This window comes from Carnobacterium gallinarum DSM 4847, assembly GCF_000744375.1.
In the GTDB taxonomy this organism is placed as follows: domain Bacteria; phylum Bacillota; class Bacilli; order Lactobacillales; family Carnobacteriaceae; genus Carnobacterium; species Carnobacterium gallinarum.
Window position 1 is genome coordinate 290,792 of record NZ_JQLU01000004.1, and the last position, 14,282, is coordinate 305,073.

General features: G+C 32.8%; 17 protein-coding genes. 2 read left to right on the forward strand and 15 right to left on the reverse strand.

What is annotated here, in order from left to right:
• Window positions 1-89: 89 nt before the first annotated feature.
• From BR43_RS04110 to BR43_RS04130, 5 genes are all read right to left on the reverse strand, one after another.
• Entirely contained in the window at window positions 90-563 is a 474-nt protein-coding gene (locus BR43_RS04110) for a DUF2247 family protein (protein ID WP_034559771.1), read from the reverse strand.
• 2 nt (window positions 564-565) lie between these two features.
• Entirely contained in the window at window positions 566-1,987 is a 1,422-nt protein-coding gene (locus tag BR43_RS18955) for a T7SS effector LXG polymorphic toxin (protein WP_051933806.1), read from the reverse strand.
• Window positions 1,984-2,337, reverse strand: coding sequence for a DUF3958 family protein (locus BR43_RS04120; RefSeq protein WP_034559773.1), 354 nt, complete (start codon window positions 2,335-2,337; stop codon window positions 1,984-1,986). Before BR43_RS04120 ends, BR43_RS18955 begins: the two co-directional genes overlap by 4 nt.
• Window positions 2,334-2,630 (reverse strand): TIGR04197 family type VII secretion effector, encoded by a 297-nt coding sequence (locus BR43_RS04125; RefSeq protein WP_051933807.1) that lies wholly within the window; start codon window positions 2,628-2,630, stop codon window positions 2,334-2,336. The genes BR43_RS04120 and BR43_RS04125 overlap by 4 nt, the downstream gene beginning before the upstream one ends.
• A 489-nt stretch (window positions 2,631-3,119) precedes the next feature.
• On the reverse strand, window positions 3,120-4,010 hold the full coding sequence (locus BR43_RS04130) for a helix-turn-helix domain-containing protein (protein WP_034559775.1): 891 nt from the start codon (window positions 4,008-4,010) through the stop codon (window positions 3,120-3,122).
• A 337-nt stretch (window positions 4,011-4,347) separates the two neighbouring features.
• Between BR43_RS04130 and BR43_RS04135 the strand changes: the two genes are divergently transcribed.
• A complete protein-coding gene (locus BR43_RS04135; RefSeq protein WP_034559777.1) occupies window positions 4,348-4,632 on the forward strand; it encodes a hypothetical protein in 285 nt (94 codons plus the stop codon).
• 180 nt (window positions 4,633-4,812) lie between these two features.
• Here BR43_RS04135 and BR43_RS04140 read toward each other — a convergent pair whose 3' ends face one another.
• Window positions 4,813-5,100 carry a putative quinol monooxygenase gene (locus tag BR43_RS04140; RefSeq protein ID WP_034559778.1) on the reverse strand — a complete coding sequence of 96 codons (288 nt, stop codon included), beginning with the start codon at window positions 5,098-5,100 and terminating at the stop codon, window positions 4,813-4,815.
• A 226-nt stretch (window positions 5,101-5,326) separates the two neighbouring features.
• Between BR43_RS04140 and BR43_RS04145 the strand changes: the two genes are divergently transcribed.
• Window positions 5,327-6,691, forward strand: a complete 1,365-nt coding sequence (locus tag BR43_RS04145; protein ID WP_034559779.1) for an Nramp family divalent metal transporter — start codon at window positions 5,327-5,329, stop codon at window positions 6,689-6,691.
• A gap of 48 nt (window positions 6,692-6,739) precedes the next feature.
• On the opposite strand, the gene BR43_RS04150 is transcribed toward BR43_RS04145, so the two are convergent.
• From BR43_RS04150 to BR43_RS04190, 9 genes are all read right to left on the reverse strand, one after another.
• A complete protein-coding gene (locus BR43_RS04150) occupies window positions 6,740-7,576 on the reverse strand; it encodes an aminoglycoside 6-adenylyltransferase (RefSeq protein ID WP_034559781.1) in 837 nt (278 codons plus the stop codon).
• Window positions 7,577-7,664: 88 nt separating this feature from the next.
• The gene (locus BR43_RS04155; RefSeq protein ID WP_034559783.1) at window positions 7,665-8,249 is read right to left on the reverse strand and encodes an ECF transporter S component; all 585 of its coding nucleotides are present in this window, start codon (window positions 8,247-8,249) and stop codon (window positions 7,665-7,667) included.
• Window positions 8,250-8,359: 110 nt separating this feature from the next.
• Complete coding sequence (locus BR43_RS04160; protein WP_034559785.1) at window positions 8,360-8,950, reverse strand: ECF transporter S component; 591 nt, start codon at window positions 8,948-8,950, stop codon at window positions 8,360-8,362.
• Window positions 8,951-9,314: 364 nt separating this feature from the next.
• Window positions 9,315-10,202 carry an LD-carboxypeptidase gene (locus tag BR43_RS04165; protein WP_034559786.1) on the reverse strand — a complete coding sequence of 296 codons (888 nt, stop codon included), beginning with the start codon at window positions 10,200-10,202 and terminating at the stop codon, window positions 9,315-9,317.
• A 61-nt stretch (window positions 10,203-10,263) separates the two neighbouring features.
• Window positions 10,264-10,788, reverse strand: a complete 525-nt coding sequence (locus tag BR43_RS04170) for a type 1 glutamine amidotransferase domain-containing protein (RefSeq protein ID WP_034559788.1) — start codon at window positions 10,786-10,788, stop codon at window positions 10,264-10,266.
• Window positions 10,789-10,952: 164 nt separating this feature from the next.
• On the reverse strand, window positions 10,953-11,876 hold the full coding sequence (locus tag BR43_RS04175) for an LCP family protein (protein ID WP_034559790.1): 924 nt from the start codon (window positions 11,874-11,876) through the stop codon (window positions 10,953-10,955).
• A gap of 146 nt (window positions 11,877-12,022) precedes the next feature.
• Window positions 12,023-12,451, reverse strand: a complete 429-nt coding sequence (locus BR43_RS04180) for a MarR family winged helix-turn-helix transcriptional regulator (RefSeq protein WP_034559791.1) — start codon at window positions 12,449-12,451, stop codon at window positions 12,023-12,025.
• A 102-nt stretch (window positions 12,452-12,553) separates the two neighbouring features.
• Complete coding sequence (locus BR43_RS04185; RefSeq protein WP_034559792.1) at window positions 12,554-13,369, reverse strand: ABC transporter ATP-binding protein; 816 nt, start codon at window positions 13,367-13,369, stop codon at window positions 12,554-12,556.
• Window position 13,370: 1 nt separating this feature from the next.
• The gene (locus BR43_RS04190; protein ID WP_034559794.1) at window positions 13,371-14,264 is read right to left on the reverse strand and encodes an ABC transporter permease; all 894 of its coding nucleotides are present in this window, start codon (window positions 14,262-14,264) and stop codon (window positions 13,371-13,373) included.
• Window positions 14,265-14,282 lie beyond the last annotated feature (18 nt).

Here is a 14,282-nt window from a genome sequence, read left to right on the forward strand (position 1 = left end):
TTATTTTCTAGTTTCTTAAAAAAAACCATAAATTATTTTCCTGTGTTTACCCTATCATTACAAAACAGGAAACATTCATGGTACCTGTTTTATTTGTTTTCGTATTTCCTTTTAGAACTAGCTAAATATTCTTGCCAAGATTCTTCCATATTTCTTCCATCTATTGATGGCATATACCCAATAAATCCAGCCATGTCTTCTGGGTAATCAAAATCCGCATAAATTTCTTCAACTTTTTCATTAAAGTTATCATAATCAGATTTTTTATCATGAAGCTCTTTTAAAATTACATATCTCCATTTATCTTCTATAGCTTGATTATCTTCAAAGTTCTCTAACTTACTTAATTCATGGATATACGGTAAGATATCTTCATATTCATCAGCGATTGCTACTTTTAAAACTAAATCAAAACCTAGAATTCCTTCATCAAGAATATTTGTAGCATAATTTATAACATCACTTCTACCAATTATATTGTTTTCTACTCCAAATAATAATTCTCGCCAATTCCATTTAATTTTAGCTTTAGAAAAATCAAAAAAATCATATTTTTTACTCATATTTAATAGCCTCCTTTAGGTACTTTTTGATTTGGAAAACCTGTGATTTTACCACCGCCAATAAATCTTTGGTGAGTTATTTTTCCAGTTGAATCCAAAACGTATTCATATATACCATCTAATCCATTTAACTTACCTAGCGATTGAAGTACTGAATAAGACTTACCATCACCACCAGTAAAACTTGTCACTCGTCCTTTAGCAAGTTGTTCTTCTGTTATAAAACTTGCAGACCTGTGGAGGGGATCATCTTTCAGCCCACTACCAATTCTTTCGGCATTAGTTATTTCTTTGGAAGCATAATCTCCCTTCAACTTTTCAAACTGAGATAAATCTTTTGTAGATAATTCAGATCCGCCGACTTTTTCATTCTTTACAGTGGCACTGCCTTTTACTGTAGTTACCTTATACAAGGCATAACTAAACCCTAAAACTTGAATAGCTTGTCCCAATTCAGATTCATTTAACCAATTGACACCATCTTCTACACTCTGTGCACTGGAAACAATTTTTCCCAGTATTTTATTGTAAACTTCACCAGTTACATAATTGTACCCATTTCTCCAACCATCTTTTACTTTAGCATCCCAAGCACCTTGAGTAATAAATTCAAATGAATCCGCATCTAAATATTTACCTGCCTTGGCTAAATATTGATACAACTCTGGATTCATAACACCTTTTCCATTTTTTTCTAATTGCCAAGATACTTTAGGATTTCCATCTGCATCTATGTAAATCATAGCATAAACTTTATATTCTTTTAACTCTTTTTCTTTTTCTTTATCTATCCCTTTTTTCTTATCATCGTATGCTTTCCAAGAACTATTAATATCTCCAGCCCAATCCAAGTTTAATCCCATCGTTGAAAAGATTCCTGCCGTTTGATTCCAAGCTTTCCCTTCGGCTAGAATACTAACACCAGCTTCTAATGTTGCCAATTGAGATTCTAGTTCATCAAATATTTGAATAGAGAAATAATCATATTCTCTTAAACTATCTAATTTTCGGATTGTTTGTTGACGCATTTCTTGTAATCCATCAATCATTCTTGCATTAAAACCAACCGGATCAACTATAGAATCGAGCATTTCACTCAATCGATTATATTGTCGAATCCGTTCTTCTAAAACAGATTCTTGTAAACTATTTACATCCACTTGATCTAAATACCGATTTAGGAACTGTTGATTCGCTTCTATCATTCGTTCGTATACCAAGATAAATCCTTTTGTAACAGGCATATAAACGGTATTGAAATAATTCTTCATTGAATCGTAGGTTGCCCCTTTTAAGCTAGGTTCAATAATAATGGCACTTAACGCTTGTTGGATTTGTTCCATTGTCGCTACGGTTGACTGACAATTAGAATTAATGGACTGAACTTGTTGACGAACTTCGCCTACATACATATTACTACTCATTTAGTTCCCTCCTTTTTTAGGAGCTCTTTTTTTTCAGTCTTTAAATCCGTTTCTTTTTGATAAAGATAACTATGTTCACGTTCTAATTCATCTAAATCTTCCTCATATTGGTTCCAGAATTTACTTTGACAACTGGTAACCTCATCAAAAATAGATTCAGATGTATACCTCATTTCTCCCTCTTTCCAGATTTCTTTATCCTCGTGAAAAGAATTAGTCACTTCTTGGAAAATAGTGGCAACATCCTCTTTCTTGCGATAATGTTCTGTAAAAGCACGTCTATTATCATCTAATTGCTCCCTAATCTTCCTTAGTTCATACGTTGCTTCTTCTACAGTTTGATTGTTCATTTAGACTTCCCGCCCAATGCTGCAGGAGTCATTAAATTTTCTAATTCTTTATTCATCACCTCAAAATCGCTTGCGACACTGTGAATATTTGCAATATCTCGTATTAATGCTGCCGCAAAAGAACTCTTTAATCCCTGCTGTTTTTCTGTTAAAGAGACGGATTTGCCGTTCCCTTGTAAAGTAGTTAGTGTCGCTGTTTGAATTTTCTTTCCTTGGTTTAATGGTACTACTGAATTAGATAAACTGGTTGCTAATGCACTTGCTTTGTTTAGATCACTTTGAAACGTAGCCATAAATTAACCTCGATTCTATTTATGATATATTTAAATTTATCACGAATGTCATCTAATTTATACATAAAATTTTAGTGGTTATATTTACGTTATATTTTTCATAAAAATAGAGAAAAATACTAAAAAGACAAGGTCACCAATTTCTAAATAGTCTGTTGTGTTCATAATCATTGAACCTCCTTATCTTTATAATTTGCAAGCACTTTCTATTTCACGAATCAACAATTGAGATATTGGCTTTCTATGAACAAAAGAAGGATTGTCTTGATCAATTCGACGCAAAAAAATATTATAGAGACTGCATCTGGACGTTAAACTTCGGAAAAGTTCTATCAAGGACTATACTAGATGAAAATATAAGTCGTTCGTTGTTTTCAATGTTTGGCTATTTTTTTATCAAAGAACAATTTTAGATATAAAAAAAGCATATCAAAATGGATATGCTTTTTGGGTTAGCTTATTTAATTCATTAATTGTTATACAAATACTTTACAAAATATATTGCGGAATATTGTATTGTTCCATATCATTTTTAATGATTGTTACTACTTTTTCATTTTTATTACTGTCTGCAGTAACTAACGCATACAAATAATACTTTTCAGCTTCTTGAGTTTTACCTAGTTGAAGTAAATTAAATCCTTTTTCATAAAATAATAAATCTAGATAAAAAGATAAATTATCATTTTGCAGTAAATTAATTCCTAACGTACACAAATTAACGGCTTTAATGTATTTTTTGATTTTTGAATAAAAAACTGCTGTATTGTAGTATATTTTTACAACTTCAAGACTATCTTTCATTGTTCCGGTTTTATACAAAAAATCATCCAATGCATCTAATGATTTTTTATAATAAGTTTGGGCTTTATCGTTTTCATCGATAATATCATAGGCCATAGCAACGCCGTTTAATGCTGAAATATCTAAAAAATCAATATTATTTCTAAATTGAAATGCTAGCGCCTGATTAAAATAATAAATTCCATCAGATGTATTTTCATATCCAATTAAACTCGTTAACCCGTAGTAATAATAATATTGCTTGATTTCATAATTAGACTCTAGCTTATTAAAATCAATTTGATTTTTTAAAAGTTCATAGGCTTCTTTATGTTTTTGCTTAGAACATAAATTTCTAATTTCTTTAAAGGTCAATGTATGACCATTTTGATCAATTAATGAATACTCATAAATATCATTAAACTCCATATTTAGTCGTTCTGTCAATTTTAATAAAATTGAAATAGAAGGCAAACTACTCCCCTTTTCTAAATTACTGATAGTTGCTTGAGTACAAATTCCATCAGCTAATTCGGCTTGCTTTAATTTCATTTCTAACCGTTTTTTCTTAATAATTTCCCCAATTTTTGTAGTCATAGTAGTATCCTTCCTATAATTAGCATGTTACTCTCTTGATTAATAATACATTATTTTGTATTATTAATATAGTACTTTATTATATTTTATTTAGTTAGCATTTAAAGGAGGTGATTATTTTGATTACAGAAGACGTGATTGGTACATTAATTTCTCCATTTGGAAATATCGGCCATAGTTGATTTCCAGAACGATAAAAAGGCGACTGTTTTTTATTGGTTTGCCTTTTTTGTTTGCTCAGTTTTTACTGTTCAATTAGTTTACAAGCATTTCAGCGAGTAGTAGGATACATAAATAATTTGTTCTATTTTTAGAAAGAAGGAATTCATAATATGACTTGGCAAGAAAAACTAGTGACTCCGTTAAAGAAAAAACGTGCTGGATCAGAAAAAAAGTGTCAGAATTGGCCTCTGAAAATTATTTTAAGCTATTGAGTGATTGGTTTGAAAATGGCAATCAAATACTGGATCTATATACAGGTATAGGAGAGGATATTTCCTCAAAGCTTCATTGGTTAGATGTACCACAAAATACGAAACAATTTTTAGTGATTTGTGAAGATACGGATGTCCCCTTTCCTATCCCCTCCCTCTGCTTAATGGTCATGGCTTACATCAGTTAGATACAGTTATTGATAAAAAAATAGAATGAACTGCATTTGCGGATTTATTGCCCTTAGTTGCTGACCTTGTCCTGAGTATTGGGCGTTTAAAAGGTATGAAAAAAGTTAATGAATAAAAATAAACTAGCCTAGCATTAACTATTCATTATAGTTAGAGCTTGACTAGTTTTTGTTAGAGGTTTAGTTTATTTTTTGAAATAAACTAATAATTGGTGCAGCTACTACCCAGTTAGCAGCTTTCTTGTTGAATTCTTGATAATGTGGACTTATTTGATGTTTCGCAATGGCATCTTGGTCGGTCCATATCTCTAACATTGTAAATTTAGTAGAGTCTTCGATAGATTGCATTAATTCATAACGCTGATTTCCAACTTCTTCTCGTGAAGCACGAATAGTTGTTTGGATATCCTTTAAAAAATTTTCACGTTCTTCAGGTTTTATTGTTAAATCTGCTTGAATAAAAATCATGTTCCTACACCTATCCTTTTAGTTCGATTTTTTTAGAACAATAAAACTATAGCATAGTTAGCTTAGGGTTGCTAGTTATTCAACTCTAATTCAGTTAAGTAAATTTTTCTTTTTTATTTTTAGGTAAACCGAAACTTTTATTTGACATTACTTAAAAAAGTTTTATAATAAACGTATAGTTATGGAATTATCATGAATAGATAAACTTATTTTAGAGGTGAATTTTATGTCAGATGAAGAAGAATTAAAAAATGAACATCGCTCACATGGTTGGGTTAGAAAAGCGCACAACGTAAGTTTAGAGGAAGTCAATAATTCTGTTGCCATTCCTAAAAATGCTGGATTTTGGCGTAAATTATTTGCTTTTATGGGACCAGGAGCCTTAGTCGCTGTTGGATATGTAGATCCTGGTAACTGGGCAACATCTATTGCTGGGGGAACTCAATTTGGTTATACGCTCCTTAGTGTTATTTTAGTTTCAAACCTAATTGCTATGCTGTTACAAGAAATGGCTGCTCGTTTAGGAATTGCAACGGACATGGATTTGGCTCAAGCAACACGAAGTTCAGTTGGGAAAAAACCTGCTATTGTATTGTGGATTTTAACCGAGTTAGCAATTATTGCAACAGATATTGCTGAAGTAATCGGTTCTGCAATTGCTTTAAACTTATTATTTAATATCCCACTACTAATGGGAGTTACCATTACAACGTTAGATGTTTTATTATTATTGCTTTTGCAGAAAAAAGGCTTTAGAATTATCGAATCAATTGTTGCCGTATTAATGTTTACAATCTTTTTCGTTTTTTTATATGAAGTGATTTTGTCAAAACCAGATGTGGCAGCTTTGTTTGCTGGTTATGTTCCTAGTTCACAAATTGTAACGAATCCAAGTATGCTCTTTATTGCATTAGGAATTCTTGGTGCGACTGTAATGCCCCATAATTTGTATCTCCACTCTTCTATTATTCAAACAAGAAAATATGAACGAAATCTTGAAGGACGTACAGAAGCAGTGAAATTTGCTAAAATTGACTCAGTTCTTTCTTTAACTGGTGCTTTTATTATCAACTCTCTTATTTTGATTTTAGGTGCCTCTGCTTTCCACGGAACTGGTAGTACCGTTGGCGAAGTACAAGATGCTTATAAATTATTAAGTCCAACAGTTGGTGCAGCCGCTGCTAGTACATTATTCGCAGTTGCTTTGCTGGCATCGGGTCAAAATTCAACCATCACTGGGACTTTAAGTGGCCAGATTGTAATGGAAGGTTTTGTGCATCTTAGAGTAGTTCCTTGGGTGCGACGTGTAATTACCCGTCTAATTGCGGTTATTCCAGTCTTTATCGTAACTTGGTTACTTGGTGAAGGTGGAACTTCTCAATTATTACTTTGGAGTCAAGTTATTTTGAGTTTACAGTTACCTTTTGCAGTTGTGCCTTTAGTATTATTTACAAGTGATAAGAAAAAGATGGGTACTTTTGTCAATCCCACTTGGGTTAAAGTGTTGGCATGGATTGCTACAGTCTTAATTATTGCTTTAAATATCTTCTTAGTTGGTTATATTTTATTAACTGGACATGATTTAGGTTAATTGAAAAAGCAAGTAAAGCTATAAAGGCTTTACTTGCTTTTTCATTGCTTAACGTAAACTTTCTAAATACTCAATAATAGGTTGTTCGTCAATTCCAGTTACATAATCTAGCTGAAGTCCAATATAGTTCGTTAAGGCTTTAAAAAAATCACACATAATAAATACGGATTTCCAAATAGAATCAAGATCGCCATCAGAATAAGTTGACAGTAAGGTAGTCCATTCGTCTTGGGATAAATAGTTTTGTAAAAATTTGCCATCTTTTCCTAGATTCACCTGAAATTCATGTTGCCATCCAATTTTCCAATTAAGAGCTAGCATCAGCATGTCACGAACTGGTCCATCTTGCATGGCTTTAGCATAGGTTATTTCTTCACGGGCAAGACCTTTTCCAACATAAGTTAGAACCCACCAAAATTCATTAATACAATCTTGAAATTCATGTTCTGTTGGTTTAGTTACATAATAAGCACTAGCATTTGCGGGAAGAATATGACTTAGTAACTTGTCTTTATCTACTAATACTTTAGTTAAGCTATCTATTGTCTCTTGTTTTAGATAATTTTCCATAGGTGTTAAAGTCAAATCAATCCGATTACCATCTTCAAATTGCATTAAATAAGTAAAACTATTGGATTCTACTGGAGATAACGTACTAATAGTAGGGAGTTGCATAATTAGTGGTTTTCCAAAATAATGCACCCAACGATGATCTTTAGTGAAATCCGTTACATCATTCACTAAGTAAACAATATCAAAATCTTGGTATTTGTCCGGCTTTACTTCGGGATTTACTCTGGATCCATTTAATAAAACACCGCGAATTCGCTGATCTGACTCAGCTTTTGTTAAAATTAAATCAACTAGTTCTTTTTCTGTACGCAATTCATCTCACCTGCTTTTTATTTTATTCTATTATTAGCTAAAAAAGTGATAAAGCTCTTTAGGAATTCAGAGGCTTTATCACTTTTACTTAACGAGAAATTCGTTTTAATGCTGTTGCGATAAATGGTGCAATTATTGCAGCAGCAATTGCTTCAGCTACTCCATTTGTTAAAACAATCGTTCCTAATACTTTTAACAGCCCATCAATGCTTACTTTCATGGCCTCAGCATACTCTGCTGAGTTAAATAAGTAGATAAAAAAGAGAACCAAGATTGTATTTGTTAAAGACCCTAAAATTGAGGCTATGACCATAGCGGATGTATCTGCCATTTTTCGTTTTAAGGCGTAATAGCTAGCGCCTGCAACTAAACCAACTAAAATACGTGGGAGAATGGCGATAAACGGATTAGTAAACAGCAAAAGGTCTAATGGACTTGCTGGCATAACAAATGCTTTGACAAACCGAGTAATGCCCCAAACACCACCAATAATCATGCCATCTTTTGCACCTAATGTTAAGGCGGCAATAATCACAGTGATATGAATAATGGTAGGATTTAATGGTGGAATGGGCAAATAGCCTAACATAGGAACAAAGTTTTGGATAAAAATAATCGCAGATAGAATTCCAATAATCGCAATGCGATAAGTTTTTGATTTTTTTTGATTCATTGTACACACTCCAGATAAAAGTAAGTTTGAAAAACCCAACTATTTTTATAATCAAGTGTACCTAGGATAGCACTTTTTCTGAATTTTGACAATGAAACGTTTCTTTCAGTTTAAGGCAATACAAAATGTTTTAAGGATTTTGCAATAACAGGAGCAATAAACGCGGCAATAACAGCTTCTGCTAAACCGATTGTTGCGACAACGGTTCCCATAACAGCCAATAAATTTGAACTATCTACTTTAATAAAATCAGCATAGGCTTGACCATAAAAAATATAAATAAAGAATAAAACTAAAAATGTATTTGTTAAGGAACCTAAGACAGCTGAAATCACCATTGAAGTGAAATCATTTAATTTCGTAGTACGCAATATTTTGTAACTATAGCCTGCAATGAAGCCAACCAAAATACGTGGGATAATCGCGATAATTGGATTTGTAAATAGCAAAAGATCTAGCGGTGTTGTTGGAAAAGTTAGGGCTCTAACAATACATGCGATACCCCAAATACCGCCTAAAATCATGCCATCTTTCGTTCCTAATGTTAAGGCGGCAATAATCACGGTGATATGAATAATGGTTGGGTTTAAAGGTGGGATTGGAATATACCCCATTATCGGTACGAAATTTTGAATCAGAATAATTGCAGTTAACATCCCAAGAATGGCAATGTGATAAGTTTTATTTCCTCGTCTTTCCATAATAAAAACCTTCTTCCCTAAGTTAATTACGCTCAAAAGAATAGCATGTTTTAACATGAAGTGCAATTGATTTAACAAGAATAATTGAATCAATAGTCGATGCAGTTGATCAAAAATTAGTTGGCTGTTCTAAATTTACAGTATGAACTTCAAATTTATGACTAGCTAAATCTGAAAAATAAAGCTATTTTTAGTCTTCTTTTACCTGTATTCGATTGTCTAAAATAGAAACATTATTGTTTTTTTATGTGTTAAACTAGACGGAATAGCCTGTTTCTAAATCGGTTTTGTAGCTGATGATTTTCAGGCTTTCGTTTAGTTTAATGCAAATATAATTGAGTTAAGTTGAAGGAAGTATAGAAGTCTACTCTGTTAATTGATTTGTTGGCAATAAACAGACTTCTCCTCCAATTTTTAATGCTTTAGAATTACTTGAGTGACCAACTTCCATTGTTTGATAGATTGATTTGGAATAAGGTGCTACATAGTTTTTAATTAATTTTTCCAATTCTGGACGTTGTTTTTGTGAATCAATTTGTGAAAATTGACCTAATAAGACAGCTTTACAATCTCTAAAACAATGAAGTTGATCTAACTGAGCCAGATAAGTAGCTATTGTGCTGATATCTCCTCCATTTGCCTCTAAAAAAAGGATTTTTTGTTTAATGGATGGCCAATAGTCGGTTCCAGCTAATTTTAGTAAACAGCGACTATTTCCCCCTAACAAAGTTCCTTGAATAGAATTCTCCTCAGTAAGTGTGAGAGGAGTAATGGAGAGAGCAGGCTGAGTAGTTGGTGTGAAAAAATACTGATAAAAGTAATCTTGTTGTTGACTGCTATTCTCTCCAACTAAATGCAACAATTGATAGTTAACGCCAATTTGCCTTGTCTTTTCATAAATTCCATTTAAAAGAACAGTTAGATCACTATAACCGACAAATGGTTTTGGATGTTCTTTCATTAAGTTAAAGTCTAAGTAAGGTAAAAGTTCGTTTGCTAGATTGCCACCAGAGATGTCAAAAATAACCTGAACAGCTGGATTTTTATAGAGTTCCATTAAGCTAGCAGCTTTTTCTTTAGGAGGTCCATTAGCGCCTGTCGTGTCCTGTTGATAGATATATTTAGAGAAAATAATAGTTAAGTTGAATTTTTCTTTTAATAGAGTCAGTAATTGATTTATTTTCGGTGTATGTTGTGGAGCCTTTCCATTTGAACAAGCAACGATTCCAATTGTATCTCCGTATTTTAACATGATCTTCCTCCAAAAAATTGATGATAAAAAAAGTTAAGGAATAACCCTTAACTTTTTTTGCTTATTTTTCTAAAACGTTTAAATAATGGTGCATATATTCAGGTAAATCAGGTGGACGACGACTTGAAATAATGTGACCATCCGTAATCGCTGGAACATCGTGCCAAATTCCACCAGCATTGGTCATATCATCTTTAATTCCTGGAGTACTGGTTACATTTACACCTTTAAGAATTCCCGCTGAAATCAATACCCAACCCGCATGACAAATCTGTCCGATTGGTTGTTTTTGTTGATCAAAATGACGAACAAAGGCAATCACTTCAGGGAAACGTCTTAGTTTATCAGGTGACCAACCACCTGGAACTAAAATACCATCATATTCTGAAACAGTAATATCGTTAAAACTATAGTCAGATGTTGCTGGAACACCGTATTTTCCATGATAAACTGTAGCTGCATGTTCTCCAACCAAATCAACCGTATGACCTGCTTCCCGTAAACGTAAAACAGGATACCATAATTCTAAATCTTCAAAGTCATCACTAATTAAAGCCAAAATTCGTTTTGTATTTGTTTGAGACATTGCCTTCCTCCTTGAGATCTATTTTTCTAACCTAAAACCATTGTAGCAATTCTTTTTAAAGGAAACAAATAAAAGAAACTGAGAAAATAGGTAAATACTCCCCATCCTATGATTTCCTTATTAAAAACGGATTTTATTGGATGGGGAGTATTAAATGTTAGACCTTAATCTTTAAGAAACTCATTAAGTGCAGTTGCATTTTGTTCAAGGTTGATGTCTAAAACCGCACCACTACCATCATAGTTAGCATTTTCCCAAGAACCTTCTACTGGTAATGTTAATGTCTCCATTTTCTTAGCATCTCCAAGAATAAAATCTTTACTAACTGAAAAAATAAAATTACTTGGCAAGTTAGTTGTTGTATACCCTTCGATTTTTCCTAGAACACTTGGGAGTTTTGTTATTTTTGTTAATTGTGCTCCTTGGTCAGATAGTGCATTGAGTACTTGTTGTTGACGACGGACACGACCAAAATCACTTTCAGCATCATGACGGAAACGAGCATACTGTAACAGGGTCTCTCCATTCATCTTTTGTGGACCTGCTGTAATGGGTTGATCGATATATTCAGACATATCCTTTTCAGCATTGATTTCAACTCCATCTGGAAGTAGAGTATCGACGATTTTTGGGAAACTTGTAAAATCGACAATGGCATAGTATTCGATATTAATATTAAAGTTTTGTGAAATTGTTTGACGAAGCAATTCCGCCCCTCCATATGAATAGGCTGCATTAATTTTATTTTTGCCATATCCAGGAATATCCACATACATATCTCGCATAAGTGAAATAAGTTTTGGTTTTTTCGATTTTGAATCGTAGTGGGCAATCATCAAAGAATCTGAACGACCTTGATCATCTCCACGAGAATCACTTCCGATTAGTAAGATATTTACATCATTTAAATCAGCCGCTTTTTGTCCATTAAATGTAATATTATCAGAGACAGAATTATCTTTTTTTGCTTCTTTTAAACTATCTCGATAGCTTAAGTAGGCCCATCCTCCAACTCCGATTAAAATTACCAATAAAACCAAAATAGTGTTTCTAAAAAAATGTCGTTTTTTGCGGTGCTGCTGTCTCATAGTTGGCTTCCCTCTTTCTTTGAAAAATAAAATGAATCATCTAGCCATAGTTCAATAGTGCATACTTATTTATTTAATCATATAAAAGTTAAGGATTTAATAAGGAAGAGTAAATCCTTTTTAAGGTTTTACTATTTAAAGTACGTTTAATTTTTAAAATTCCGATTGATACGACCTAATAAAATAAAAAGCAATTGTTGTTCATCTTCTGGCCAAGCTGAAAATAATGTTTTCCATGTATCGTTAAACTCTATGTCGATTTTTGCTAGTTTTTCAAGTCCCTCAGAAGTAAGGTGAATCAAATAGACACGCTTATCTAGAGTTTGTTCCTTCATGAGCCATTGCTGAGCCATTAAGTTCGTGACTTGTCGACTTAATGTTGATTTTTCAGTCTGAGTTAAATGAGTAAGCTGTTTTAAGGATAAAGGTGATTTTTCTTTCAAATAAAGCAATAGATTAAAGTGTGAAAGAGTGAGTTGATAAGTTGTTAAAATTTTTAATTGCAGGTCTGAAATTTGTTGATTGAATAACATGATTTCCTTAACTAATGTAGGGTTAAACTCTCTATTTTCCATAAAATCTCCTTGAAAACAAATATAGTTGCACGGCGCAACATCATTGTTGTGTAGTGCAACTATATAACGAAATGCTTATTTAATCAAGTTTTTAGTGTTTTTTTAATTTGATGAAAGAATCATCTCATCCTTAACACTTCCGTCTTTTGTAGCCGATTGAAATAGATTCATAACATCAGGAACTGTAAGATTGGCTTTTTCTTTTGCAGAAAGATCCACTACAACTTTACCATAATCTAACATAATTAATCGATTGCCATAAGTTAAAGCATCTTGCATATTATGAGTAATCATTAATGTTGTTAGTTGATCTTTTTCAATACATTCTGCTGTTAAAGCAAGTACAACTTTGGCTGTTTTAGGATCAAGTGCGGCTGTATGTTCATCTAATAATAAGATATCAGGACGTTTCATTGTAGCCATTAGCAAGGTAATGGCTTGTCTTTGTCCACCAGATAATAGCCCGATTTCAGTATCTAAACGATCTTCTAACCCTAAATCTAGGCGTGTTAATTGTTCTTTGAAAAAAGCTTGTTCAGTATCTGAAGTTCCTTTACGTAATCGTCTTTTTTCACCACGACGATACGCCATCGCCAAATTTTCTCCGACAGTCATTCTTGGTGCGGTTCCCATTCGAGGATCTTGAAATACACGTCCAATCATGCCTGCGCGTTGATCTTCTTTTAGTTTTGTCACTACTTTTTGGTTGATTTTAATTGATCCTGAGTCAATTAAAAAGTTTCCTGCAATACTATTTAGTAAGGTCGACTTCCCAGCACCATTACCTCCAATAATTGTAATGAAGTCCCCTTTTTTTACATCTAAGCTAAGTTCTTTTAGGACTTCATTTTGATTAGCTGTTCCTGGATAAAAAGTTTTTTTAATATTTTTGATAGATAAAACTGTTTCATGTGTCATATTAGCGCGCCTCCTTATTGCTTGTAAAGAAATTTAGATTTAGTTTAGTCCGTATACTTGGCATTGCTAAACAAATAGCTAAAATAAAGGCTGAAATTAATTTTAAGTCATTTGATTCTAGTCCAATAAATAATACAAACATAATAATTAAACGATAAATAATCGAACCTAAAATGACACAAATTAAACGATGTTTAAAAGATAAATTTCCAAAAACAACTTCACCAATAATAACAGAAGCTAGGCCGATGACAATTGTACCAACACCTTTACTAATATCTGCATACCCATCATCTTGAGCAATTAAGGCACCTGCAAAAGAAATCATACCATTTGAAAGCATTAACCCTAAAATCTTTGTTTTATTTGTTGAAATCCCTAATGAACGTGCCATCATTTCATTATCTCCGGTAGCAATTAAGGCTTGTCCGAGTTCCGTCTGGAAAAAAAGAACTAAAGCTGTGATGACAACAGCTACAATCAATAATCCAATAAAAATCGTATCAAATTGACTTGGTAAATTAAAACGGTTCAATAAATTATCGATTGTTGGTTTTCCTAATAAACTTAAATTTGCTCGACCCATAATTCTTAGGTTAATAGAATAAAGCCCCGTCATTGTTAATATCCCTGCTAGCAAACCAGGAATATTAAATTTAGTAATTAAAATTCCTGTAATTGCTCCAGCTAACATTCCTGAAATAAAAGCAATCAGGGTTGCAATAATAGGATGAACCCCCATAATAATTAGTTTGACACAAACGGCTGCTCCTAATGGAAACGACCCCTCTGCTGTCATATCTGGTAGATCTAATATTCTAAATGTAATAAAAATTCCTAATGCCATAATTCCCCATAATAACCCTTGAGAAGATGCTGTTACAATTAACCCCATTTTTCTTTCCTCCACTTC

What these genes read in the sequence shown, in the direction of transcription:
- BR43_RS04145 (WP_034559779.1), top strand. Translation starts at nt 5,327, where the DNA reads ATGTCAGATGAAGAAGAATTAAAAAATGAACATCGCTCACATGGTTGG.
- BR43_RS04140 (WP_034559778.1), bottom strand. Translation starts at nt 5,100, where the DNA reads ATGATTTTTATTCAAGCAGATTTAACAATAAAACCTGAAGAACGTGAA.
- BR43_RS04155 (WP_034559783.1), bottom strand. Translation starts at nt 8,249, where the DNA reads ATGAATCAAAAAAAATCAAAAACTTATCGCATTGCGATTATTGGAATT.
- BR43_RS04110 (WP_034559771.1), bottom strand. Translation starts at nt 563, where the DNA reads ATGAGTAAAAAATATGATTTTTTTGATTTTTCTAAAGCTAAAATTAAA.
- BR43_RS04125 (WP_051933807.1), bottom strand. Translation starts at nt 2,630, where the DNA reads ATGGCTACGTTTCAAAGTGATCTAAACAAAGCAAGTGCATTAGCAACC.
- BR43_RS04170 (WP_034559788.1), bottom strand. Translation starts at nt 10,788, where the DNA reads ATGTCTCAAACAAATACAAAACGAATTTTGGCTTTAATTAGTGATGAC.
- BR43_RS04180 (WP_034559791.1), bottom strand. Translation starts at nt 12,451, where the DNA reads ATGGAAAATAGAGAGTTTAACCCTACATTAGTTAAGGAAATCATGTTA.
- BR43_RS04185 (WP_034559792.1), bottom strand. Translation starts at nt 13,369, where the DNA reads ATGACACATGAAACAGTTTTATCTATCAAAAATATTAAAAAAACTTTT.
- BR43_RS04160 (WP_034559785.1), bottom strand. Translation starts at nt 8,950, where the DNA reads ATGGAAAGACGAGGAAATAAAACTTATCACATTGCCATTCTTGGGATG.
- BR43_RS04130 (WP_034559775.1), bottom strand. Translation starts at nt 4,010, where the DNA reads ATGACTACAAAAATTGGGGAAATTATTAAGAAAAAACGGTTAGAAATG.
- BR43_RS04165 (WP_034559786.1), bottom strand. Translation starts at nt 10,202, where the DNA reads ATGTTAAAATACGGAGATACAATTGGAATCGTTGCTTGTTCAAATGGA.
- BR43_RS18955 (WP_051933806.1), bottom strand. Translation starts at nt 1,987, where the DNA reads ATGAGTAGTAATATGTATGTAGGCGAAGTTCGTCAACAAGTTCAGTCC.
- BR43_RS04190 (WP_034559794.1), bottom strand. Translation starts at nt 14,264, where the DNA reads ATGGGGTTAATTGTAACAGCATCTTCTCAAGGGTTATTATGGGGAATT.
- BR43_RS04120 (WP_034559773.1), bottom strand. Translation starts at nt 2,337, where the DNA reads ATGAACAATCAAACTGTAGAAGAAGCAACGTATGAACTAAGGAAGATT.
- BR43_RS04175 (WP_034559790.1), bottom strand. Translation starts at nt 11,876, where the DNA reads ATGAGACAGCAGCACCGCAAAAAACGACATTTTTTTAGAAACACTATT.